Genomic DNA, 23,978 nt, shown 5'->3' on the forward strand with positions numbered 1-23,978 from the left:
GCGGCCTCGAAGGAGGGCTCCAGCACCCACTGAGCAGACTGGAGAGCTCCTTCGAGGCCCTTCGCCGAGGCGAAGGGCTCCTCAGGATGAGGTGATCTGATTGGATGATGGACTTCAGCGGATGATCTGCTTCCGCATGAACATCCTCCGGACAAATCCGATCAACCGGATGTCAGACGATCTGGACGCTCTTCGGCGTGATTTCGGAGAGCTTGGTGGCGCCGACCTGGCGCATGATCGTCTCGAACTCGCGCTGCATCAGGGTGAGCACCATCTCGACGCCGGGCTGGCCGAAGGCGGCGAGGCCCCAGACATAGGGGCGGCCGACGCAGACGGCGGTGGCGCCGAGCGCCAGTGCCTTCAGCACGTCGGTGCCGCGACGGAAGCCGCCGTCGATGAGGACCGGGACCTTGCCGTTCACGGCGGCGACCACTTCCGGCAGGGCGCCGATGGTCGATTGCAGGCTCTCCTCGGCGCGGCCGCCGTGGTTGGAGACGATGATCGCGTCGACGCCGTGGGTCAGGGCGATCTTGGCGTCTTCCTGGGTCACGATGCCCTTGAGGACGAGCTTGCCCTTCACGATGCCGCGCAGGCGCTTCACGTAGTCCCAGGTCATGCCGGTGCCGTAGAGGTTGGTGACCTTCGACACGTCGATCTCGTCGAACATCGGCTTGCGGCTGACTTCGTTCTTGAAGCCCGGCGTGTGGCAATCGGTACAGGTGCGGGTGTCGGCGCGGCGCTCGCGGAACAGCGTCTCGGTGTTGCGGCCGCCCTGGCGGTCGACGGTGAGCACGATGGCCGGGGCGCCGGCCGCCTCGGCCCGCTTCACCAGCTTCTCGGTCACGGACCAGTCGTCGGTGGGGTAGAGCATGTACCAGACGGGGGCGCCGCGCTCCTTGATGACGTCCTCGATGGAGGTGCTGCCCACCGTGGACAGGATCATCTGGTGACCCTTCACCTTGCAGGCGCGGGCGGCGGCCGCCTCGGCTTCGGGATGGAACGCACCCACGCTGCTGACGGGGGCGAGCGCGATCGGGCTCGCCCAGGTCTCACCGAAGATCTTCACGGTCGTGTCGATCTTGCGCACGTCGATCAGGCGGCGGACGCGGATATGGATCTTGTCGAAATCGTCCCGGTTGGCCTTCAGCGTCTTGTCGGCATCGACGCCGCTGGCGAGGTAGCCGTAATGCGCCGGGGGCAATTCCTTCTTCGCCACGGGCTCGAAATCGAACACGTTGAGCGCCTGCGCCGGGGAGGCGATGAGGTCGCCGTTCATCACGGGGGCGGCGCGCAGGACGTCGTAGCTCTGGGCCACCGCTTCCGGGGTTCCGAGGGCGGCGATTCCCGCCAGGGCGCGTGCGGCGCTCGGCGCGAACAGGGGACTGGACGAGAAGTAGGCCAACAGTTTCCGGCGGTGGATCGATGCGTGTTCACCCATGGCAGACTTTCCCTCGACACCGTTCGACATACGTCTCGCTCTCGCTTGCTTCGATTTGCCGGACCTTCCTGCACCAATTCTATTGTGCGATGCAATAACTGTTATAATTCTAAATCGTAGCGTGCATGCCTTCCGCCGCCAACGCGATGAGGTCGGCCGATGCGGTATTCCAACGGGATCCGGGCTCAAAATCGCAGATCGGCGGCGATATATGTCGATTTGCGTCCTGCGCCGCGCTTTCACGATGGCGCGATCCGCCGGATCTCAGAGCTGAGCAGGCGACGTGATTCGCCCGGCACTACCGCATCGCAATATGAAAAGGGCCGGTCGACGGGTCGTTCGGAACAGGAAAGGCGCGGACATGCCGCGCCTTTCCGTCGAGCCGATGAAAACGTGTCGGCAAAGCCGAAATTTACTGCGCCGGCTTGTCCTCGGCGGCGGCCTTCTCGACGGCGGGAAGCGGCGCCGGGGTGTCGGCGAGCGAGCGCAGATAGGCGATCACGTCGGCGCGCTCCTGCGGGGCCTGGATGCCGGCAAAGGCCATCTTGGTGCCCGGCACGTAGGTCTTCGGGTTGGCGAGGAAGTGGTCGAGCTCGTCGTAGGTCCAGGTGCCGCCCTTCTCCTTCAGCGCGGCGGAATACTCGAACCCGCTCTCATGGGCGCGCTGGCGGTCGACCACGCCCCAGAGGTGCGGACCCACCTTGTTGGGGCCGCCCTTCTCGAAACTGTGGCAGGCGGCGCACTTCTTGGCGGCGCCGGTACCCTTCTCGACGCTGGCGCTGGCGAGGCGGACCGGAAGCGGCTCGACCTTGGCCGCAGCGGCGGCGGCTCCGCCGGCCGCCTCGGGCTGAGGCTCGGGCAGGGCGTAGCCGGCACTTCCCGCCGGCTTGGCGCTGTAGATCAATTCGGCGACGAAACCGGAGCCCATGGCGAGAAGGAGAGTGCCGAGTACGGCGCCCGCGACCTTGTTCAGCTCGAAAGAGTCCATTCTCGACAACTCCGGGGGCGTCCGCCGGTTGCGGCGGCAGGCGTGGCCCGGTGAGCGGATGCCCCGGACTCTGGAAATGTTCGAGGGTGAATAGCGGTTAAGGGCCGACCTTGACAATGGCGGAGCGGGCGGCCGTGTAGTCGCATAGCGCCGGATGTCATTCTCCCGCACCTGCGACCGTGCGCCGATGACAACGCGCACCGCCCCTGCTACTCCCCCGGCTCGCTGCGGAGATACGCCGGTCGATGTCGGATCCCCTCGTTCTCATTCCCGCCCGCATGGCCGCCACCCGGCTGCCGAACAAGCCGATGGCCGACATCGCCGGTGAGCCGATGATCGTCCATGTCTGGCGCCGCGCCGTGGAAGCCGGGATCGGACCGGTGGTCGTGGCCACGGATGCCGTCGAGATCGTCGAGGCGATCGAGCGGGTCGGCGGCCTCGCGACCCTCACCCGGGCCGATCATCCCTCCGGCTCGGACCGGCTGGCCGAGGCGCTCGACATCATCGATCCGCAGGGCAACCACGACGTGGTGGTCAACGTACAGGGCGACCTGCCGACGATCGACCCCGCGATCATCGGCGCGGCGATCATGCCGCTGGCCGATCGCGCCGTGGACATCGCCACCCTCTGCGCGATCATCACCCGCGAGGAGGAGCGGCACGATCCCAACGTGGTGAAGCTCGTCGGCCACCATGTGGGGCCCAACCGCCTGCGCGCGCTCTATTTCACGAGGGCGCAGGCGCCCTGGGGGGAGGGGCCGCTGTTCCACCATATCGGCCTCTACGCCTATCGCCGCCGGGCGCTCACCCGCTTCATGGCCTTGCCGCCCGGCGAACTCGAGACCCGCGAGAAACTGGAACAGCTGCGGGCGCTGGAGGCGGGCATGCGCATCGACGCCACCGTCGTCGACGACCTGCCGCTGGGCGTCGACACCCCCGCCGACCTCGAACGGGCGCGGGCGGTGCTCCTGGCCCGGCGCCTCAACTGAAGAACCGAGTTGTTTCTCCCATGTCCGACACGACCGAATCCCGCACCACGATCTCCTACCAGGGCGAGCCGGGCGCGAATTCGCACATCATCTGCGCCCAGGCCTATCCCGACTGGACGCCGCTGCCCTGCGCCTCGTTCGAGGAGGCCTTCGCGGCGGTGAACGACGGCCGGGCCGCCCTGGCGATGATCCCCATCGAGAATTCCATCGCCGGGCGAGTCGCCGACATCCATCACCTGATCCCGAGCTCGAACCTGCACATCGTGGCCGAGCACTTCCTGCCGATCCATTTTCAGCTGATGGCGCTTCCCGGCACGCCGATCGAGGCGATCCGGACGGTGCACAGCCACGTCCACGCGCTCGGCCAATGCCGCAAGATCATCCGGCGGCTCGGGCTCAAGGCCATCGTGGCCGGCGACACGGCGGGCGCGGCGCGGGAAGTCGCCGAAGCCGGCGATCCGAGCCGCGGCGCGCTAGCCCCGGCCATGGCCGCGGGCGTCTACGGGCTCGACATCCTCGCCCGCGACGTGGAGGACGAGAGCCACAACACCACGCGCTTCGTGGTGTTCTCGCCCGAGGCGGCGGAGATGCCGGCCGCCTCGGGGCCGATGGTGACGAGCTTCATCTTCCGTGTGCGCAACATCCCGGCCGCGCTCTACAAGGCGCTCGGGGGATTCGCCACCAACGGCGTCAACATGTCGAAGCTCGAGAGCTACATGGTCGAGGGCCAGTTCTCGGCGACGCAATTCTATGCGGAAGTGGACGGCCACCCCGAGGATCCGGGCCTCGCCCGCGCGCTGGACGAACTCGCCTATTTCTCGCGGGAACTGCGCATCATCGGCACCTACCCGGCCCATCCGTTCCGCGAGACCACGCGGCTGGCGGCGGAATAGCAATAGATCCCTCCTCCCCCTTGTGGGGAGGAGTTGGAGGTGGGGGTGGTTTGGCGCCCTCAGCTTGCGGAGGCTGGCGGAGCCACCCCCACCCTCGATCCCTCCCCACAAGGGGGAGGGAGGCGCATCGCGAAAACTATTCCCGCTTGATCACCCGGTCGACCACGAGATCCGACCAGAAGCCCGGCCGGAACTCGCGCTTCAGGGCTTCGGGGTCGTAGACCGTCTCGACCCAGGTCAGGAAATCCAGTCCCTTCGCTTCGCCCTCGCGCAGGTAGAGATCGAAGAACGCATCGAGGATCCCGGTCTTGGCGAAGCGGAAATGGCCGTACCGGGCCGAGAGCTGACCCATCGCCTCCGAGACGGGCACGCCTTCGTGCAGGATGAGGAAGAGGGCGGCACCGAGTCCGGCCCGGTCCGCCCCGGACTTGCAATGCATCACGGCGGGATACTGGACCCCGTCGAAGAAGGCCTTCGCGCCGAGGATCGTCTCCTTCGAGGGCGCCTCGCGCGAGCGCAGGACGAACTCGACGAGGGTCAGCCCCTGCTGCGCGCAGGCCTCGCGCTGGAGCGGCCAGGAGCCGTGCTCGCGGCCGCCGCGCAGGGAGATCACCGTGCGCACGCCCTGCCGCCGGAACCAGGCGAGCTGGTGCGGCGTCGGCTGGGCCGAGCGCCAGACCTTACCGGTGCCGATCTTGTGGCGGTTGAGATAGGCCAGCCGGAACACGCCGTGATCCACGAGCAGCATGTTGGCCCAGGCCCGCATGCGCGCACCCCGGCCGGCGATCGGCTGCTCGAAGCGGGCGATCCGCGCCATGCGCCGGGCATAGCGGATCTCGGGCTTGATGAATCTGTTGAACACGGGTGGCGGCGGGAACCTGTCGAGAGGAGCGTGCGGCGGCTCTAACAGCCGGGACAGCGTCGGGCAAACGGATGTCGCAGAATTGCGCCACTCACGCTTCAGGAAGCACACTTTCCGGAACTCGGCATCCGGCTTGCCTTCATCATGCCCGTATCGTGCATTTCGATGCGAGATCGTTCCCGTTTCCACCGAGCGTAGGGACAGTCATGAAGACGAGCACCACCAGCATCCGCCGCGCCCGTCCGGGAGACGCCGATCGGTTGAGCGACGTCTTCGATGAAACCTGGCGGGAGGCCTATCGCGGTATCGTCCCCGGCATTTCCCTGGAACGGATGATCTCCCAGCGCTCGTCGCAATGGTGGGTCGGCGCGGCCCAGCGCAACCGGCCCCTGGTCGTGGTCGAGATCGGCGACGAGGTCGTCGGATACGCGATCTACGGGCAGGCGAGGGGCAGCGCCCTGAAGGCCTCGGGGGAGGTGGACGAGCTCTACATCCTGCCGGCCTATCAGGGCCTGGGCCTCGGCCGGCGCCTGTTCCGTGCGGTCCGCAACGACCTCGCCGATCACGGCCTGACGCGGATCGGGGTCTGGACCCTGGCGGGCAACGAGCGCGCCTGCGACTTCTACGCCGGTCTGGGCGGCATCAAGGTGGCCGAGGCCGTCGACCGCATGGCCGGCGCCGTCCTCTCCAAGGTGGCCTACCGCTTCGAGTGAGGCCCGATCCCGTCAGCGGGAACCCTGAGGGCGGGGCAATACGTTGATCCTCGGCCCGGACGTCGCCGTTCCCGTATGGGGGAACGCGTCGCGACGTCCTCGCGCCGGATCTAGGGACCACGATGACCGCCAGCCAGCAGGATCTGCCCCGCCGTGAGTGCACGGCGCAGGATTGGGACGACCGCGTCACCCGCCTCACCGAGAAACTGCCCGATCGGTTGCGGCGCGCCATCGAGTGGCTGCGCGAGCCCTCTCGCCGCTGGGTGAGGATCGGTGCGGCGATCCTGTTCATCTTGGGCGGCGTTTTCTCGATCCTGCCCGTGCTCGGGCTCTGGATGCTGCCCGTCGGGCTCGCCCTTCTCAGCCAGGACATCCCGGCCCTCAAGGTCCCCCTCGAACGCTCGGCCCGCTGGATCGAGGGCGTCTGGCGGCGCTGGTTCGGATCGGGCGATCAGAAATCCTGATCCGTGACTCCGGCCCGACCGTATGGGCCGGGGCTTTCAGCGCCGAAAGGGCGCGCAGCGGTTACGATAAGCCGCAAAAGCCCCGCGCATCGGGCCAAGGTCGATTTCCTTTAACGCGGAAGGGATTTAAGAGACGCCGAAACAGCGCCTTGGATTGCTGCAGGCTCGAGCGAGGACCCCATGATCATCGATTCCATCTCGATCGGAAAGAACCCGCCGGACGACGTCAACGTCATCATCGAAGTGCCGATCGGCGGCGATCCGATCAAGTACGAGATGGACAAGGAATCCGGTGCCCTCGTGGTCGACCGGTTTCTTTATACCGCGATGCATTACCCGGGGAATTACGGTTTCATCCCCCACACCCTCTCGGGCGATGGCGATCCCTGCGACGTTCTCGTGGCGAATACCCGCGCCATCGCTCCCGGCGCGGTCATCAGCGTCCGCCCGGTGGGCGTCCTGGTGATGGAGGACAATGCCGGCGAGGACGAGAAGATCATCGCCGTGCCGTCCCGCCACCTCACCATGCGCTACGACCGGATCGAGAACTACACCGACCTGCCGGACATCACGATCCAGCAGATCCAGCACTTCTTCGAGCATTACAAGGATCTGGAGCCCGGCAAGTGGGTGAAGATCAAGCGCTGGGGCGACAAGGCCGAGGCCCAGCGCCTCATCAACGAGGGTATCGAGCGCGCCAAGTCCGAGAAGGCCTGAGAGCCTTCTTCGATCGGATCTTTCCGCAGCGTGTGATTCCAAGGCGGCCCGCTTGCGAAAGTCGGTCGCCCAGATCAACCACCTCATCCTGAGGTGCCCTTTGCTTGAGCAAAGGGCCTCGAAGGAGCTTCCAGTTGCCACGCGATCCCTGGAAGCCTCCTTCGAGGCCGCTACGCGGCGCCTCAGGATGAGGTAATGTCTTGGAAAGACAACCTGAACAGGCGGTGAGACCGTCTCACAACGCCTCGCCCCGCATCAGCCTGGGCGAGGCGCCCCGCGAGGCCGAGGCCTCGCCGATGAAGAGCGACTTCAATCCCGGCATCCGGTCGACGAGGCCGAGCCCGAGATCACGCATCAGCCGAACCGGCAGGATGTCGTTGGAGAACAGGCGGTTGAGCCCGTCCGTGGCGGCCGCCATGGCGAAAGTGTCGAAGCGCCGGCTCCGCTCGTAGCGCTGCAGCACATCCTTCGCCCCCGGATCGAGCCCGAGGCGCAGGGCCTCCGTGATCTCCTCCGCCAGGGAGGCGGCATCGGCGAGGCCGAGATTCAGCCCCTGGCCGGCGATCGGGTGGATGACATGGGCCGCATCGCCCAGCAGGGCGAGCCGCTCGCCCCGGAAGCTTCGCGCCATGCCGAGGGAGAGCGGATGGGCACTCGGCCCGTCCTCGAGGACGAGACGGCCGAGATTGAGCCCGAAGCGGCGTTCGATTTCCCCGAGGGTTTCCTCGCGGCTGCCACCGATCAGCGCCTCCACATCCGCTGCCCGCTCCGTCCAGACGATGGAAGAGCGGTGGCCGAGCGCGCCGCCATCCACCAGGGGCAGAATGGCGAAGGGACCGCTCGGCAGGAAATGCTCGAAGGCCCGGCCGCCATGGGGGCGTTCATGGCCGATCGTGGCGACGATGCCCGTCTGCGGATAGGACCGGCCGACCCATCCGATCCCGGCCGCCTCGCGCAGCCTCGACCGCGATCCGTCCGCGGCGACCAGTAACGTCGCGTCGGTCTCGCGCCCATCGGACAACGCGAGGGCGATGCTCCGGCCGTTCGCCTGTGCGTGGCGGATGCCGACCGGCTCGAAGGCCACCCCGACGGCTTTCGATGCCGTCAGCAGGGCGTCGACGAGGTATTCTGCCTCCACCATATGGGCGAAGGGCTCACCGACGAGCGGCGATTCGCCGTCACCGTCCTGGCCGAAAGTCAGGAAGACCGGCCTCACCGGATCCGTCAGGCGGCTGTCGCTGATCGCCATGTCGAGGATGGGTTCGGCCGCATGGGCGACGCCATCCCAGATTCCCAACCGCGTCAGCATGCGCCTTCCGCCGGCCGCCACGGCGAAGGCACGCCCGCGATGCCGCAGCGCGGCGCGGTCGAGCCCCGGCTCGAAGACGGTGACCTCCAGGGCATCGCCATGAGCCTGGCGCAGGGCCAGGGCCAGGCTGAGACCGGGAATACCGCCACCGGCGATGACCACCTTGCGGAGCGCGCCACCTTGCATCGATCCGCTCATCCCCGTTCCGCCCATGCCCGTTGCCTCATCCCCATTCCCACGGCCTGCGATGAGAGACACGTGGAGTGGCACCCCGCCGCGCCGGAGGCAACGCGCGACAGCGAAGCACGATGCGTCACCGGATCGGCCGGGTGGTCGCTTTCGATGAGTGAGCCGTTCATTCCCCGCGAGTTTTGCATTCCCGATGAGTCTTGCATTCCGGGCGAGCTGTGGCGATTCCCTCTGCCGTGACGCCGTGATGCACGGCCGCATCGATGTCCTCAGCCCGGTGAAAGGCCCGCATGACCGGATCCGTCGACGAACTCCTCGCCTGCCTCGACCTCGCGCGCCTCGACGACGACCTGTTCCGGGGCCAGAGCATCGAAACCGGATGGTTCCGGGTGTTCGGCGGCCAGGTGCTGGGGCAGGCCCTCGTCGCCGCATCGCGCACGGTGGGGGCGAGCCGGCCGCCGCATTCCCTCCATGCCTATTTCATCCTCGCCGGCGACCCGGCCGCGCCGATCGATTACGCGGTGGAACGCATCCGCGACGGGCGCAGCTTCGCCACGCGGCGGGTGGTGGCCCATCAGCATGGGCGCGCGATCTTCACCCTGTCGGCCTCCTTCCACACCGACGAGGAGGGGCTCGTCCATCGGATCGCCATGCCGGACGTGCCGGGGCCCGAGGCGCTCCTCGACGCCCCCGCTTTGGCCGCGCAGGCAGGTCCCTCGATCCCGGCCACCATGCGCGCCTATCTCGGCCGAGCCACCCCGATCGCGCTGAGGCCGGTGGAGGTGCAGCGCTACATGTCGCGCGACCCGCGCGAGCCCCGCTTCCACGTCTGGCTCCGGGCCGGGGCGCGCCTGCCGGACGACCCGGCCATCCACCGCGCCGTCCTCGCCTATGCCTCCGACCTGATGCTGCTGGACGCGACGCTGATCCCCCACGGCAAGACGGTGTTCGATGCCGCGATCCAATCCGCGAGCCTCGATCACGCCCTCTGGTTCCACCGTCCCTTCCGCGCCGACGAATGGCTGCTCTATGCGCAGGAGAGTCCTGCCGCTTCGGGCGGGCGCGGTTTCGCCAGGGGATCGATCTTCACGAGGGAGGGCGAGCTCGTGGCATCCGTGGCTCAGGAGGGTCTGATCCGGCCGACCGAGAACGGCTCGTGATGCGCTGCGAGCTTTGCTTTACGGGATTCCATTCTGCTCACGTTATCGTCTGAATGATCATTCTTTAGGCAATGTTCGCGAAAAAATCGCACGATCACGCGTCAGTGATCGATCACTTTGTGTGCAGAACGGGAAATCGATAAAAGTTCCCTTTGGCATAGTCCTTGAATGATGGGCGCCGATCGCTTGGCCATTCCGGCTGGTGCGAAATGCCGGATTGCCGGGCCGCGACGCAGATCGGGCCGGTGACCGGGGGCATCCAGAACAAAAGGGGGCGCCGCCCATGAAGATCGTGATGGCTATCATCAAGCCGTTCAAGCTCGAGGAGGTCAGGGATGCGCTGACCGGAATCGGCGTCCACGGCCTCACGGTGACCGAAGTCAAAGGCTATGGCCGCCAGAAGGGCCACACCGAAATTTACCGCGGCGCCGAGTATGCCGTGAGCTTCCTGCCGAAGCTGAAGATCGAGGTCGCCGTCGCGTCCGACCTCACCAGCAGCGTCATCGACGCCATCGCCGCCGCCGCCCGCACCGGCCAGATCGGCGACGGCAAGATCTTCGTCGTGCCCCTCGAGAAGGCCGTCCGCATCCGCACCGGCGAGACCGACGTCGACGCGCTCTGAGCCATCGCCCCGGCCGGACGACGCTCCGGCCCGCTTCCCCTCCATTTCCTCACGTCACCATCGCACCGCGACCGGGAGTTCCGTTTCCATGAAACTTCGCAATGCCCTTGCGCTCGGGATGGGAGGCGCCGCGCTGGCCCTCCTGTTCGTCGAGCCATCCCTCGCACAGTCGCCGACCCCAGAAGTCGTCGCAGCGCCGGCCGCCGCCGCGCCCGTCCCCAACAAGGGCGATACCGCCTGGATGATGGTCTCGGCCGTCCTCGTGCTGCTGATGACCGTGCCCGGCCTCGCGCTGTTCTACGGCGGCCTCGTGCGCACCAAGAACATGCTGTCGGTGCTGACGCAGGTCTTCGCCATCGCCTCCATCGTCTGCCTTCTGTGGGTCGCCTTCGGCTACAGCATGGCCTTCACCAACGGCGGCGGTCTCAACGACTTCGTCGGCGGCTTCTCCAAGGTCTTCCTGAAGGGCGTCGACCCGTCCACCACCGTGGCGACCTTCTCGAACGGCGTCGTCATTCCCGAATACGTCTACATCTGCTTCCAGATGACGTTCGCGATGATCACGCCCGGCCTCATCGTCGGCGCCTTCGCCGAGCGCATGAAGTTTTCCGCCCTGCTCGTCTTCTCGGTGCTGTGGGTCACGCTGATCTACTTCCCGATGGCGCACATGGTCTGGTACTGGGGTGGTCCCGACCTCGTCGGCGACGCCGCCAAGGCCCTGGCCGCAGCCACCGACGACGCCTCCAAGGCGACGGCGCAGGCCGCCCTCGACGCGGTCAACGCCGATGCGGGCATGATCTTCAAGTGGGGCGCCCTCGACTTCGCCGGCGGCACCGTCGTGCACATCAATGCGGGTATCGCCGGCTTCGTCGGCTGCCTGATGCTCGGCAAGCGTATCGGCTACGGCCGTGACCTCCTCGCCCCGCACTCGCTGACCATGACCACCATCGGCGCCTCGCTCCTCTGGGTCGGCTGGTTCGGCTTCAACGCCGGTTCGAACCTCGAAGCCAACGGCTCCGCGGGTCTGGCCATGATCAACACCTTCGTGGCCACCGCCGCAGCCGCCGTCTCCTGGCTGTTCGTGGAGTGGATGCTCAAGGGCAAGCCCTCGCTCCTGGGCATGCTGTCGGGCGCCATCGCCGGCCTCGTCGCCGTCACGCCCGCCGCCGGCTTCGCCGGTCCGATGGGTTCGATCGTCCTCGGCCTCGTCGCCGGCGGCGCCTGCTTCATCATGTGCTCCACGGTGAAGAACGCCCTCGGTTACGACGACTCCCTCGACGTCTTCGGCGTCCACTGCATCGGCGGCATCCTCGGCGCCCTGGCCACCGGCATCCTGGTGAGCCCGGACTTCGGCGGCGTAGGCATCCCCGACTACACCAGCAAGCCCGGCGAACTCGCTGTCGGCGCCTACGACATGGCGGCGCAGCTCCTGGCCCAGGGTAAGGCCGTCGGCTTCACCATCCTGTGGTCCGGCATCGGCTCCGCCATCCTGTACAAGCTCGTCGACCTGACCATCGGTCTGCGCGTGACCCAGGACGAAGAGCGCGAAGGCCTCGACATCGCCGACCATGGCGAGCGCGCCTACAACTACTGATCCCGCCTAGACACCATCTCAACCGAACCGAGAGGCCCCAGTCGCCATGCGACCGGGGCCTTTCTCATGTCCGTGGCAGCCGTCGAGAGCCGCATCGACGCCCCCGACCGTGAGGCAGAGCCGGCTCCCGCTGGCGGACTGGGGCGAAAATGTGATGCGAATGCAACACCCCCATGGCAAGTCCCGCGAACGGCCGTATTTGCCTATTTCATGGGCAATTGCATCAAAGTTAGTTTTGCGAAGCTCGGCCGGATTTGGCAACTTGCAAATCACAGAATAACTGGGGCTGAACTCTGATGACACTGAAGCTAACCGCACTGGGGACTGCCGCTTCCCTCGCCGCGTTCCTGAGCGTTGGCAGCGTCAACGCCGCCGACCTTGCCGCGCCGAAGACCATGCCGGTCGAGGCGAAGGCGCCCGATCCGCTGATCGGATTCTCGTTCGGCTCGCGCTACCAGACGGACTACAACTTCCGCGGTGTGTCGCAGTCGAACCGCCAGGGCAGCTACCAGTCCTTCTTCGAGGCCCAGTATTTCGGCGGCTTCGCCTATACCGGCCTCGCCACCTACCAGACCCGCCTGCCCACGCAGCCCGACATGGAGTTCGATCTCGCCGCCGGTATCCGCCCGACCTTCGACAAGTTCGCCCTCGATCTCGGCGTGCTCTACTACTTCTACCCCAATGAGAAGCGCCTGTTGGGCCCGGGCGGCGCGTTCCTGACCACCGCCAACACCGACTTCATGGAATACGCCGCCAAGGGCACCTGGACCGCGACGGACTCGCTGACCCTCGGCCTCAACGTGTTCTACTCGCCGAACTTCCTCGGCCAGCACGCCAACGGCACCTACACCTCCGGCACCGCCGCCTATACCCTGCCGGCCAACTGGTTCTCGTTCCTGCCCGAGGCCTATTCCGGTGGCTTCTCGATCTCGTCCGAGCTCGGCTACTACTTCCTGACCGCCGCGAAGACCTCCGCCACCGGTCAGATCGCCTTCAACCTGCCGAGCTACCTCTACGGGAACGTCGGCCTGTCCTACACCTACAAGAACATCGTCCTCGATGTGCGCTACCACAACACCAACCTGAGCAAGACCGACTGCTTCAACTTCACCGGCGACTACCGCGGCTTCAACAACGGCGGGACCTCCAAGTGGTGCGGCGATGCCGTCATCGGCTCCATCACCTTCCAGACCTCGACTGCGGCTCCCGGCATCTACGCCGAGCCGGGCGGTCTCCTGAACCTCTTCCGCTAAGCGCCAAGCTCAGCGATGGACGAAGAAAGGCCCCGGAGCGATCCGGGGCCTTTCTCCGTTGGCGGCACGGACCGGATCTGACGAGGCGAGTCGTGAAAGCGTTCGAAAACACGGACATCTGTGCGGGCCGTGCTAACGATCTCTAAGCCTTAAACAGCCGTTAACTCGGTCGACATAGCGTTACCGGATCGTTTCTCCCTGCGTCTGGTCCCGTATGCGCTCGCTCCGCCGTTCCGCATCGCCCTACGACACTTTCGTCGACAGCTTCAGGCCGTTCCTGGCGAAGCGGATGACGGAGATGGGCGGTCTTCTCCTGTTCGCGGGCGCGACCGCGCTCACGGTCGCCCTGGCGACGTGGTCCATCGACGATCCGAGCATCAACCACGCCACCGACCATGCTGCGCACAACGTGCTCGGCACCGGCGGCGCGGTGGTGTCGGACCTGGCGATGCAGCTCCTCGGCCTCGGTTCCCTGGCCTTCGCCCTGCCGCCCGCCTTCTGGGGCGTCCAACTCATGCGGTCCCGGGAACTGCCCCGGGGCGGCCTGCGGATCACCCTCTGGATCATCGGCTTCTTCGCCGCGAGCGCGGTAGCGAGCGCGCTGCCGCCCACCGCCCGCTGGCCCCTGCCCACCGGGCTCGGCGGCGTGGCCGGCGATGCCCTGATCCACACCGCGCGGCTCATCGTCGGCGCCATCGCGTCCCCGGCCACGGCCCTCGTCGGTTTCGCCTTCGCGGCGGTGGCGATCCTGTGCCTCACCGGCGCCTGCCGCGCCGGAGCCGAGCCGGAGGAGGAATCCTACGATCAGCCCGCTCCGTCCGCGTCCAGCCAGCGGCCGCAACCCTCCGCCCGGCATGACGGCCGTTACGAGGAGGACGAGCCGAGCCTCGGCATCGTCTCCCTCGGCACCCTGGCGCATCTCCTGATGGGCGGCCGGACCGCCATCGCCAGACGGATCGCCGAGTGGCGTGCCGACCGGGCGGCGGCGGCCACCGAACTCGCTTATGCCGGCGCCTCGCCGGCGCTCGCCGCGCGCCGCGCCTTCTCGGACGCGGACGACGCGCCATGGTCGACCCATGTGCCGCAGGACGCGGGACACCAGCCGAGAGGCGATGCCGCCTCGGCGCGTCGCGAACCTGTCTTCGAGCCGCAGCCCGTGGCGGAGACCCGGCCGGTCACCCGCCGTCCCCTCCATGAGCCGATCCTGCACGACGACGAGCCGGACGATGGCGGCGAGGAGTTCTACGCTCCCGAAGAACCGGTGGCATCGGCGCCGGTGCCGCGCTCCCGTGTCGCCCCGGTGGCACCGTCCCCCGCTCCGGCACCGATCCGGCGCGCATCTCCCGCGCCGGCCTATGGCGCGGAGAGCTATTCCCATCCCCCCCTCGACCTGCTCGGCGAGGCGCCGGGCCTGTCCCTGGCGAGCCAGGTCTCGACGGAAGCCTTGGAGCAGAATGCGACCCTGCTCGAGGCCACCCTCAGCGATTTCGGCGTGCGCGGCGACATCCTCGCCGTGCGCCCCGGCCCGGTGGTCACGCTCTACGAACTGGAGCCGGCGCCAGGCACCAAGTCGAGCCGCGTGATCTCCCTCTCGGACGATATCGCCCGCTCCATGTCGGCGGTCTCGGCCCGCGTGGCGGTGGTGCCCGGCCGCAACGCCATCGGCATCGAATTGCCCAATGCCAGGCGCGAGACCGTGTATCTGCGCGAACTCCTCGCTTCGGCGGATTTCGTCGAGACGAAGCAGAGCCTCGCTTTGTGCCTCGGCAAGAATATCGGCGGCGAACCGATCATCGCCGATCTCGCCAAGATGCCCCATCTGCTCGTTGCCGGCACCACGGGCTCGGGCAAGTCGGTGGCGATCAACACGATGATCCTGTCCCTGCTCTACCGGATGAAGCCGGAAGAGTGCCGCCTGATCATGGTCGATCCCAAGATGCTGGAACTCTCCGTCTATGACGGCATCCCGCACCTGCTCTCCCCCGTCGTCACCGACCCGAAGAAGGCGGTCATCGCCCTCAAATGGGCCGTGCGCGAGATGGAGGAGCGCTACAAGAAGATGTCGAAGGTCGGTGTGCGCAACATCGACGGGTTCAACGCGCGCCTCGCCGAGGCCCGTGGGCGCGGCGAGGTCCTGACCCGCACGGTCCAGACCGGATTCGATCGCGAAACCGGCGAGGCGGTCTACGAGACCGAGGAGATGGATCTCAATCCGCTCCCCTACATCGTCATCGTGGTCGACGAGATGGCCGACCTGATGATGGTGGCGGGCAAGGACATCGAAGGGGCGATCCAGCGTCTGGCGCAGATGGCGCGCGCGGCGGGCATCCACCTCATCATGGCGACGCAGCGCCCGTCGGTGGACGTGATCACCGGCACGATCAAGGCGAACTTCCCGACCCGGATCTCCTTCCAGGTCACGTCCAAGATCGACAGCCGTACGATCCTCGGCGAGATGGGCGCCGAGCAGCTGCTGGGCCAGGGCGACATGCTGTTCATGGCCGGCGGCGGGCGCACTACCCGCGTCCATGGCCCGTTCTGCTCTGATTCGGAGGTCGAGAGCGTGGTCGCCCACCTGAAGCGCCAGGGCAGGCCGTCCTATCTCGAGGCCGTCACCGCCGACGATGGCGAGGACGACGACAAGGGTTCGAAGGGCGGCGGGAAATCGGCCAAGGGCGCGATCGACGAGATCGAGGTCGACGGCGCGGTCTTCGACCAGGGCAGCTTCGGCGAGAGCGGCGGCGATCTCTACGCCCAGGCGGTGCAGGTGGTCATGCGGGACAAGAAGGCCTCCACCAGCTACATCCAACGCCGCCTGCAGATCGGCTACAACCGCGCCGCCTCGCTCATGGAGCGCATGGAGGTCGAGGGCATCGTCGGCTCTGCGAACCATGCCGGCAAACGCGAGATCCTGGTGGAGCCCGATCCGCACGAGATGTGACGTGTGCCGTCAGGCGCGCGGCGCGAACAGGATGATCCCGGTGCCGACGAGGCAGATCGCGGCACCGGTCATATCCCACCGGTCCGGCCTCTGGCTCTCGGCGAGCCAGAGCCAGAGGATCGAGGCGGCGATGTAGACGCCGCCATAGGCGGCATAGGCCCGGCCCGCCGCGTCGCTCTCCACCCTGGTGAGCAGCACGGCGAAGAGGACGAGGGACACCGTACCCGGCAGCGCCCACCAGGCCGACCGGCCGAGCCGCAGCCAGGCCCAGAAGGCGAAGCACCCGGCGATCTCGGCCAAAGCGGCGCCGGTATAGACGAGGGCGGTGATCAGGGGTTCGCTCCATCACGAAAGGGAGCCGCGCGCCGCGTTCCGATGCCGGTCATTCGCCCGCATGGACGACGGCCCGCGAGGATCGGGCTTCCGCCTCCCGCACGACATTCCGGCCCAGAATGGATCCGAGTGCCGATTCCAGCTGGGCATGCCGGAAGGCGAACCCGCTGGCGAGCGCTTTCTCGGGCAGCACCCTCTGCCCGCCCAGGAGCATCTCCTCGGCGAAGTCGCCGCCCAGCCGGCGCAGGAGCCGCGCCGGAAGCGGGACGATCGCCGGGCGGTGGAGCTGCCGCGCCAGGGAGGCGGCGAAATCGGCATTCCGGACCGGCTCAGGCGCGGTGCCGTTCACCGGCCCATGCAGGGTCGGCGTCGCGATGATGTGGCAGATCAGGCGGACGAGGTCGTCGCGGGAAATCCACGACATCCATTGCCGGCCGGAGCCGATCCGTCCCCCGAGACCGAACTCGAACGGCATGAGAAGCCGCGCCAGGAGGCCGCCCTCGATTCCGAGCACCAACCCGGTGCGTAGAAGGACGACCCGTGGGCCGAGGGCCGCGATCGCCATCGCTTCCCGCTCCCAGGCCTCGCACACCCTTTGGGTGAAGGCCGGAGCCGCCGGACTCGATTCGGTGAGGCTCTCATCTCCGCGCAGGCCGTACCATCCGACGGCCGAGCCGCTGACGACGACGGTCGGTGGCCGGTCGAGGCGGGCCACCAGTTTGGCGAGCCCGCGTGTCATCCTCAGGCGCGATGCGAGGATCGCGCGGCGCTTGGCACGCGTCCACAGCCCGTCGGCGATCGGTTCGCCGGCGAGGTTCACGATGGCATCGAGCCTCGCGTCGTCCGGCACTTGGTCGAGGGCAGTGACGATCCGCAACGGCGCGGGCAGTGCCGCGGCTTTCGCCCCGTCACGGGTCAGGACCGTCACCTCGTGGCCGGCCGCCACGAGGCTCGCCACGAGGCGCTGGCCGACGAAGCCGGTGGCGCCCGTCACCAGGATCGTCCGCGCCGGAGCGAGCATGTCCGCGAGCCCGGCCGGGGAGGGCAGGCCCAGGCGCTCGGACCGCCCGGCGGCGAACCAGTCGCGCAGGCCGAAGATCGCGACGGAGAGCGAGGCCGCGAGGGCGAGAACGCTCCAGGCGCCGTGGCTGACCCAGGCAATGCCCGTGGCCTCGCCGGCCCAGCCGAGCAGCACCGGCAGAATGAGGACGAGGATCGCACCGTAATTCAGCGCCAGGAGCGTGTGGTTCACCCGCTCCGTGGCCGGCAGGCGCCGACTCAGATCCTCTTCCACGAAATCCATCAGCGTGATGACGACCTCGACGATGAGAACGCCCATGATGGCCCAGGCGAGCAGCCCCTTCGGCTCGGCGAAACCGAGGGTGAGGAAGAGCAAGGCATAGAGCCAGTTGCGCACGGCATGGAGGCGCAGTTCCCCGCGCTGGGACGGGCGCCAGGCGAGGCGCTCGGTCAGTTCGTGGTGGTAGAGCGTGTCGAACGCTCCCATGGCGATCTGCACGGCGATCAGCGACCAGAGCAGGGTCGAGGTCATGATGTCGGGTCTCCCGCGTGATGGATCAGGCGTCGACGACGTCGCGGAACTCCGCCTCCTGGCGGATCAGCGTGCCGAACCAGGGGTGGCGGATCGTGAGGCTGAAGGCGAAGCGGTTCGCACCGGTCTCGCCGTGGGTCACGGTGAGGCTGCCCGGCGTCAGGAAACCGGGTAGCGGCAGATGCCATCGCCACAGCCGGAGGAAGTAGCGCCGGCTGGAGAAAACCAGCCGGCCCTCGACGACGGCGATATCGAGGCTCATGCCGAGGCCGCCGCCCACATGCTCTTCGAGGCCGGTCGGCCCGCCGAAGCGCTTCGCCGAGTTGATCGTCTGGGGAAATCCGCCGGGCCTGGCGTAGAGCCGCGTCCAGACCTGCCCGCCTCCCGACCGGTCTTCGGTGACGGAGACGACGCTGGCGAGGCCGGCCCCCCTGGAGGTCGGCAGCGGACCGCCGATGAGGCGGGCGGCCTGTGCCAGGAGCCAGCCGAGGCGGCTCATCCGGGTCTCGACCACGTGGCCGACATAGACGGCGCTGGTGCCAGGACGGAGCCGCTTGGTGAAGCGCCGCCTGATCGCGGGCGACAGCGTGGTCCAGTCCTCGTCCGCGATCAGGCTGCGGAACCGCAGGTCGCGGAGGTCGGCCTCGTGCGCACGGGCGATTACCGGGCTTTCGCCGATGGGAGGCGCCGTGCCTCCCACGGAAGGCCCCCTCAATGCCGTCATGATCATGATCGCGGCTCCCCGGTTCAGCCTTCGGGCTTGGAGGGCAGGAAGCGCACGATCCGGCTGCCGAGGCGGATCAGCTTGGCGAGGGTCGCGTGCGGAACGCCCAGCATCTGGCTGTGCCAGCGGTCCATGGTCTCGGTGAATTCGAGCATCGCCTTGAGGCGGCGGGAGGCGACGGCACCGATGGTCGGATCGCCCTCGGCCTGCGCCACGCAGGTGCGCAGGGCCGCGATCGCCGGATCGATCTCGCGCTCCTTGCGGCCGGCGGCGATGCGCGTGACCATCTCCCACAGGTCGGTCTCGGCGACGAAGTGATCACGGCGCTCGCCCAGCACGGGGACGCGCCGGATCAGGTTCCAGCCGGACAGTTCCTTGAGCGATGTCGAGACGTTGGAGCGTGCGATGCCCAGCGTCGCCGCGATCTCCTCCGCCGCCAGGGGCTTGTCCGACAGGTAGAGCAGGGCGTGAATCTGGGCGACGGAGCGGTTGACGCCCCATTGCCCGCCGAGATCGCCCCAGTGGAGGATGAAGCGCTCCACCGCCACGGGGAGCCTTTCGGGAGTGTCTGTAATTTCTGTCATGACAGAAATTACAGACATAAAAGAACCCGAGTCAAGCGACCGCCGCGTCGGGCGATGACAAGCGGCGTGTCAGTCTGCGCTGAACCGATAGGTCGTCGTCGCCGTGAAGACCTCACCGGGGCGGAGCGTCGTCGAGGGAAAATTCGCCCGGTTCGGTGCGTCGGGGAACCCCTGCGCCTCGAAACAGACCGCGTCGCCGGCGCGGTACAGCCGCCCGCCGGACCCGACCACCGTGCCGTCGAGCATGTTGGCGGTGTAGAGTTGCAAGCCCGGCTGGGTGGTGGCGATGGCGAGCCGTCTCCCGCTCGACGGATCGTGGGCGGAGGCCGCGTGCCGCAGGCGGCCGGGGTCGCGCAGGACGAAGGTGTGGTCGTAGCCATGCGCCAGAGCGAGCTGCGGATCCGCGTCGCGGATGCGGGTGCCCAGGGCTTCGGGCTCGCGAAAATCGAAGGCGGTGCCCGCCACGGGCCTGATCTCGCCCGTGGGAATCTGTCCGGCATCGGTGGGGAGGTAATGCTCCGCCGCGATGGCGATCCGATGTTGCATCACGTCGCCGGAGCCCTCGCCGGAGAGGTTGAAGTAGCTGTGGTTGGTGAGGTTGACGATGGTCGGCCGGTCGGTTCGGGCCGTGTAGTCGATCCGCAGGGTCTCGTCGCCGCTGAGGGAGTAAGCGACTTCCACATCGAGAGTGCCGGGGAAGCCCTCTTCGCCGTCGACCGAGCGATAGCCGAGGACCAGGGAGGTACCGTCCGACCGGATCACCCGCCAGATGCGCCGGTCGAAGCCGTTCTCCCCGCCATGCATGGTGTTGCCGCTGGCATTGAGCGGCAACTGGCATTGGTGTCCGTCGAGGCTGAAGCGCCCCCCGGCGATGCGGTTCGCGTAGCGGCCGATGATGGCGCCGAAATGCGCGTCGCTCGCCTCGTAGCCCGCCACCTCACGGGCGCCCAGGACGACGTTGGCCCAATTGCCCTCGCGGTCGGGCGTATCGATCCGGCCGATCACGCCGCCGTAATCGAGGATGTCGACACGCAGGCGGGACCGGGCGAGCCTGTATCGCGAGACGGGGCTACCGTCCTTCGTCCGTCCGAAAGCCTGTCCTGCCATGCCGGCACTCGTCTCGCGTCAGAGGAATCGTAGGGCCTCAACGCGCGGGATGCGGATCAGGGGGCGAAGGCCGGTTCGTCCGCATCGTTGGACAATTGCATCCGGTGCAGGCGCGCATAGCCGCCCTGCGAGGCGATCAGGGCGTCGTGCGTTCCGGTCTCGACGATGCGGCCGGCTTCCATGACCACGATCAAGCCGGCATCGCGCACGGTGGAGAGGCGGTGCGCGATGACGAGGGTGGTCCGCCCCTGCATCAGGCGCAGCAGCGCGCCCTGGACCAAACGCTCGGATTCGGAATCGAGGGCGCTCGTGGCCTCGTCGAGGAGCAGGATCGGCGCGTCCTTGAGGAAGGCGCGGGCCAGGGAGATGCGCTGGCGCTCGCCTCCCGATAGGCGTCCGCCGGAGGGGCCGACGCGGAACTCGTAGCCCTCGTTCAGCCGGCTGATGAAGCCGTGTGCGGCGGCGGCTTCCGCGGCGGCCTCGATCTCGGCGCGGGTCGCACCGGGACGGCCGAACCCGATATTGGCGGCGACCGTGTCGTCGAACAGCACCACCTCCTGGGAGACCACCGCCACGGCCGCGCGCAGGGAGGGGATCGTCACGTCGCGCAGATCCGCGCCATCGATGAGCACGCGGCCTCCGGTCACGTCGTAGAGACGCGGAACGAGGTTGAGCAGGGACGACTTGCCGGAGCCCGAGCGCCCGACCAGGGCGACGGTGGCGCCTGCGGGAGCGGTGAGGTCGATTCCCTCCAGGGCCGGCGCGTCCTCGCGATAGCGGAAGCGGACGCCTTCGAACCGAATCTCTCCGCCGGTGATGACCAGCGGCACGGCATCGGGCTTCTCGCGGATGCGCGGCGCCTCGTCCATCAGCGCGAAGTAACGCTGCAGAGCCGCGCCGGCTTCCTGAAGGATGGCGTTGAGGGTGCCCAGGGCGCGGGCAGGCTGCGCGGCCAGGAGCAGGGCGGCGACGTAGCCGGTGAAATCGCCCACCGTCCGGTCGCCGGACATGACGCGCTGGCCCACCAGAACCAGCACCGCCGCCACCGCGACCCCCCCGCCGATCTCCATCAGCGGATCGAGGCGTCCGCGGGCATTGGCCGCCTTCATCTTGAGGCGGCGGACATTGTCGAAGGCGCCGGAAGCCCGGCCCTTCAGGTAGGATTCGAGGGCGTAGGTCTTTGCGATGCGGGCGCCCTGCAGGCTCTCGGTGATGAGGCTCGCCGTGAGGCCCATCTGCTCCTGCGTGGTGGTGGAGACCCGCCTCAGCTTCTTACCGATGCGGCCGATCGGGCCGGCGACGAAGGGCACGACCACCGCCGCCACCAGGGTGAGCACCGGGTCCATCCACAGCAGCGCGACGACGAGGGCGATCAGCATGGCGAGATCGCGCAGGAGCACCGTGGAGATGCGCGTCAGTGCCTCCTTGATGAAGGCGAAATCCGTGGTGAAGCGCTGGGTGAAGGCCGCCGGGCTCTCCCGCCCGAGCTGGGCGAGGTCGGAATCGATGAGATGCCCATAGAGTGCCGCCTGCATGTCGGCCTCGACGCGGGTCACCACCCGGTTGGTGAGCACCGTCTGGCCGAACAGGGCAAAGCCCCGGATCGAGGTGATGGCGATGACGATGATCGGCCCATAGGTGAGGGCGGCAGGGTCCTTGTGGTCGAAAGCGTCGAAGGCGCCCTTGATCAGGGCGGGATACAGCCCCGTCGCGACCCCGATGATGGCGATCAGCACCAGGACGACGGCGAGGGTCGCCCGGTGGGGCCGCAGCCAGTCGCGCCAGACACGGCCGATGAGGGGAAGGGTGTCACCCCTGAGAAGCGGCCTACGGCCCATGATCATCCGTTGTCTGGCGCGCGGGCAGGCGCCCGGCATTCAGACGGGGGTTTGCCGGGCGATGAGGGGAAGATCAAGCGACGCTCTCCGCCTTGGCAATGTGATACTGTTACACTAGAGAATGCAGCCGTACATCGGGTGCCGGCCGAGTGCACCATCCCGCCGCTTTTCGGTCGTGTGACGCATCGCACGGCGAGCATCGCCTTCGTCGCCGGGCAGACGCGTCCTGGGGTGGGGGAGCGGATGGCACTGGATCGGCATCCGGCGGATGTGTGGTCAAGGAGCGAGACGAATGCAATCGAGGCGCCATATCGTGACATCGGCTGCAGCGGCCTGTTTCGGCTTCCTGCTGGCCGTCTCCCCGTTCGGGAATAAGGCGGATGCCGCCGAACCGCTGAAGGCGGTGGCGACATTCTCGATCCTCGGTGATCTCGTGAAGCAGGTGGGCGGCGACCGGGTCGAAGTGTCGACGCTGGTCGGCCCCGATGCCGACGCGCATGGCTACAACCCGGCCCCCGGGGATGCGCGCAAACTCACCGCCGCCAATCTGGTCGTGGTCAACGGCCTCGGTCTGGAAGGCTGGCTCGACAGGCTGATCAAGGCGTCCGGGACGAAGGCCCCCGTCATCGTCGCCACCAAGGGTGTGAAGCCCATCGAAGGTGACGACGACCATGGCGGAGGGCATGCGGGACACGCCCATCACGACGATCCCCATGCCTGGCAGAGTATCGCCAATGTGCGGATCTACATCGCCAATATCAGCGACGGGCTGGCGACGATCGATCCCGATCACGCCGGCGACTACGCGGCGAACGCGAAAGCCTATCTCGCCACCCTCGCGGGCCTGGAATCCGATATCCGCGCGGCCATCGCGGCGATTCCCCCCGAGCACCGCAAGATCATCACCACGCACGATGCGTTCGGCTATTTCACCGCCGCCTACGGGCTCGACTTCATCGCGCCCCAGGGCGTCTCCACCGACAGCGAGGCGAGCCCGAAGGATGTGGCCCGCATCATCCGCCAGATCCGGCGCGACAAGATCCCGGCGGTCTTCCTGGAGAACGTGGCCGACCCACGCCTGATGCAGCAGATCTCGCGGGAGAGCGGTGCCACGGTGGGCGGCAAGGTCTATTCCGACGCCCTGTCGGGTCCCGATGGTCCTGCGGCCAGCTACGCGGCGATGATGCGCAGCAACCTCGCCGCCTTCAGCGCGGCTCTCGGCAGGAAGTGAGCGAGCCGCGCGGCGTTGTGAGCCTCGACCCGCTCAGCCCGCATTCTCGCCGATGACTTTCTGGAGGCAGATCGTCCGGGTGTCGCGGTAGCCGAGATGTTCGTAGAAATGGCGGGTCGCGCCATTCTCCTCGCGCACGAGGAGCTGGACCTTCCAGACGCCGCGGGCGATCAGCCACCGCTCGGCCGCCTCCATGATCGCCCTGCCCAGGCCGAGGTCGCGAAGAAGCGGGTCGACGGCGACGTAGTAGACCCAGCCCCGGTGCCCGTCCTCGCCCACCATGGCGGTGGCGGCGACGGCCGCCTCGCGCTCGATCAACAGGATCGTCGAATGCGGATCGCGCCTGGCGAAGGCGATGTCCCTGGCCGGATCGTTCCATGGCCGAGAGATTCCGGCAGCGTGCCAGAGAGCCACCACCGCTTCGGCATCGCCGTCCTGGAACTCGCGAATCACGGTGGTCATCGATAAGCTCGCCCT

Annotated in this window: 21 protein-coding genes and 1 pseudogene; 11 read left to right on the forward strand and 11 right to left on the reverse strand. The window is 67.7% G+C overall.

Annotated elements, in window-relative coordinates; genetic code table 11:
- Positions 1-172 precede the first annotated feature (172 nt).
- Complete coding sequence (locus FV220_RS05330) at positions 173-1,438, reverse strand: alpha-hydroxy acid oxidase (RefSeq protein ID WP_147830045.1); 1,266 nt, start codon at positions 1,436-1,438, stop codon at positions 173-175.
- A 436-nt stretch (positions 1,439-1,874) separates the two neighbouring features.
- A pseudogene (locus FV220_RS05335) lies at positions 1,875-2,426 on the reverse strand (cytochrome c family protein); the annotation flags it as partial.
- Between the two features lie 245 nt (positions 2,427-2,671).
- Here FV220_RS05335 and FV220_RS05340 point away from each other — a divergent pair.
- Both FV220_RS05340 and FV220_RS05345 read left to right on the forward strand, forming a co-directional pair.
- Entirely contained in the window at positions 2,672-3,415 is a 744-nt protein-coding gene (locus tag FV220_RS05340; protein WP_056145750.1) for a 3-deoxy-manno-octulosonate cytidylyltransferase, read from the forward strand.
- A 20-nt stretch (positions 3,416-3,435) separates the two neighbouring features.
- Entirely contained in the window at positions 3,436-4,308 is an 873-nt protein-coding gene (locus FV220_RS05345) for a prephenate dehydratase (protein ID WP_147830047.1), read from the forward strand.
- 136 nt (positions 4,309-4,444) lie between these two features.
- Here the strand turns inward: FV220_RS05345 and FV220_RS05355 are convergent, their stop codons facing one another.
- Positions 4,445-5,170: a tyrosine-protein phosphatase gene (locus FV220_RS05355; protein WP_018044682.1), complete on the reverse strand. Its 726-nt coding sequence runs from the start codon at positions 5,168-5,170 to the stop codon at positions 4,445-4,447.
- 206 nt (positions 5,171-5,376) lie between these two features.
- Here FV220_RS05355 and FV220_RS05360 point away from each other — a divergent pair, with 206 nt between their 5' ends.
- From FV220_RS05360 to ppa, 3 genes are all read left to right on the forward strand, one after another.
- A complete protein-coding gene (locus tag FV220_RS05360; protein ID WP_147830049.1) occupies positions 5,377-5,883 on the forward strand; it encodes a GNAT family N-acetyltransferase in 507 nt (168 codons plus the stop codon).
- A gap of 122 nt (positions 5,884-6,005) precedes the next feature.
- Entirely contained in the window at positions 6,006-6,347 is a 342-nt protein-coding gene (locus tag FV220_RS05365) for a hypothetical protein (protein WP_018044680.1), read from the forward strand.
- 180 nt (positions 6,348-6,527) lie between these two features.
- Positions 6,528-7,064, forward strand: a complete 537-nt coding sequence (gene ppa / locus FV220_RS05370; protein WP_056145761.1) for an inorganic diphosphatase — start codon at positions 6,528-6,530, stop codon at positions 7,062-7,064.
- 235 nt (positions 7,065-7,299) lie between these two features.
- On the opposite strand, the gene FV220_RS05375 is transcribed toward ppa, so the two are convergent.
- Positions 7,300-8,571, reverse strand: coding sequence for an FAD-dependent monooxygenase (locus tag FV220_RS05375; RefSeq protein ID WP_238253818.1), 1,272 nt, complete (start codon positions 8,569-8,571; stop codon positions 7,300-7,302).
- Between the two features lie 281 nt (positions 8,572-8,852).
- Between FV220_RS05375 and tesB the strand changes: the two genes are divergently transcribed.
- The 5 genes from tesB (at position 8,853) to FV220_RS05400 (ending at position 16,132) form a co-directional block, all read left to right on the forward strand.
- Entirely contained in the window at positions 8,853-9,722 is an 870-nt protein-coding gene (gene tesB, locus FV220_RS05380; protein WP_147830053.1) for an acyl-CoA thioesterase II, read from the forward strand.
- Between the two features lie 283 nt (positions 9,723-10,005).
- On the forward strand, positions 10,006-10,344 hold the full coding sequence (locus tag FV220_RS05385; RefSeq protein ID WP_018044676.1) for a P-II family nitrogen regulator: 339 nt from the start codon (positions 10,006-10,008) through the stop codon (positions 10,342-10,344).
- Positions 10,345-10,432: 88 nt separating this feature from the next.
- Positions 10,433-11,938: an ammonium transporter gene (locus tag FV220_RS05390; RefSeq protein WP_026176080.1), complete on the forward strand. Its 1,506-nt coding sequence runs from the start codon at positions 10,433-10,435 to the stop codon at positions 11,936-11,938.
- 296 nt (positions 11,939-12,234) lie between these two features.
- A complete protein-coding gene (locus FV220_RS05395) occupies positions 12,235-13,191 on the forward strand; it encodes a TorF family putative porin (RefSeq protein WP_147830055.1) in 957 nt (318 codons plus the stop codon).
- Between the two features lie 214 nt (positions 13,192-13,405).
- Positions 13,406-16,132, forward strand: coding sequence for a DNA translocase FtsK (locus FV220_RS05400; RefSeq protein ID WP_147830058.1), 2,727 nt, complete (start codon positions 13,406-13,408; stop codon positions 16,130-16,132).
- Positions 16,133-16,141: 9 nt separating this feature from the next.
- Here the strand turns inward: FV220_RS05400 and FV220_RS05405 are convergent, their stop codons facing one another.
- The 6 genes from FV220_RS05405 to FV220_RS05430 all read right to left on the reverse strand — a co-directional run bounded on the left by FV220_RS05405 (position 16,142) and on the right by FV220_RS05430 (position 22,270).
- Positions 16,142-16,465, reverse strand: coding sequence for a YnfA family protein (locus FV220_RS05405; protein ID WP_081612684.1), 324 nt, complete (start codon positions 16,463-16,465; stop codon positions 16,142-16,144).
- A gap of 49 nt (positions 16,466-16,514) precedes the next feature.
- The gene (locus FV220_RS05410; RefSeq protein WP_147830060.1) at positions 16,515-18,017 is read right to left on the reverse strand and encodes a TIGR01777 family oxidoreductase; all 1,503 of its coding nucleotides are present in this window, start codon (positions 18,015-18,017) and stop codon (positions 16,515-16,517) included.
- Positions 18,018-18,042: 25 nt separating this feature from the next.
- The gene (locus FV220_RS05415) at positions 18,043-18,741 is read right to left on the reverse strand and encodes a DUF4166 domain-containing protein (protein ID WP_210322875.1); all 699 of its coding nucleotides are present in this window, start codon (positions 18,739-18,741) and stop codon (positions 18,043-18,045) included.
- A gap of 23 nt (positions 18,742-18,764) precedes the next feature.
- Positions 18,765-19,325, reverse strand: a complete 561-nt coding sequence (locus tag FV220_RS05420) for a MarR family transcriptional regulator (protein WP_147830062.1) — start codon at positions 19,323-19,325, stop codon at positions 18,765-18,767.
- A gap of 69 nt (positions 19,326-19,394) precedes the next feature.
- Positions 19,395-20,432: an aldose epimerase family protein gene (locus FV220_RS05425; protein ID WP_147830064.1), complete on the reverse strand. Its 1,038-nt coding sequence runs from the start codon at positions 20,430-20,432 to the stop codon at positions 19,395-19,397.
- A 56-nt stretch (positions 20,433-20,488) separates the two neighbouring features.
- Positions 20,489-22,270 (reverse strand): ABC transporter transmembrane domain-containing protein, encoded by a 1,782-nt coding sequence (locus FV220_RS05430; RefSeq protein WP_187273333.1) that lies wholly within the window; start codon positions 22,268-22,270, stop codon positions 20,489-20,491.
- Between the two features lie 292 nt (positions 22,271-22,562).
- Between FV220_RS05430 and FV220_RS05435 the strand changes: the two genes are divergently transcribed.
- A complete protein-coding gene (locus tag FV220_RS05435; protein WP_147830065.1) occupies positions 22,563-23,501 on the forward strand; it encodes a metal ABC transporter substrate-binding protein in 939 nt (312 codons plus the stop codon).
- 33 nt (positions 23,502-23,534) lie between these two features.
- On the opposite strand, the gene FV220_RS05440 is transcribed toward FV220_RS05435, so the two are convergent.
- Positions 23,535-23,963, reverse strand: coding sequence for a GNAT family acetyltransferase (locus FV220_RS05440; RefSeq protein WP_147830067.1), 429 nt, complete (start codon positions 23,961-23,963; stop codon positions 23,535-23,537).
- Positions 23,964-23,978 lie beyond the last annotated feature (15 nt).

The sequence above is a fragment of the Methylobacterium sp. WL19 genome (genome assembly GCF_008040005.1).
Lineage (GTDB): Bacteria > Pseudomonadota > Alphaproteobacteria > Rhizobiales > Beijerinckiaceae > Methylobacterium > Methylobacterium bullatum.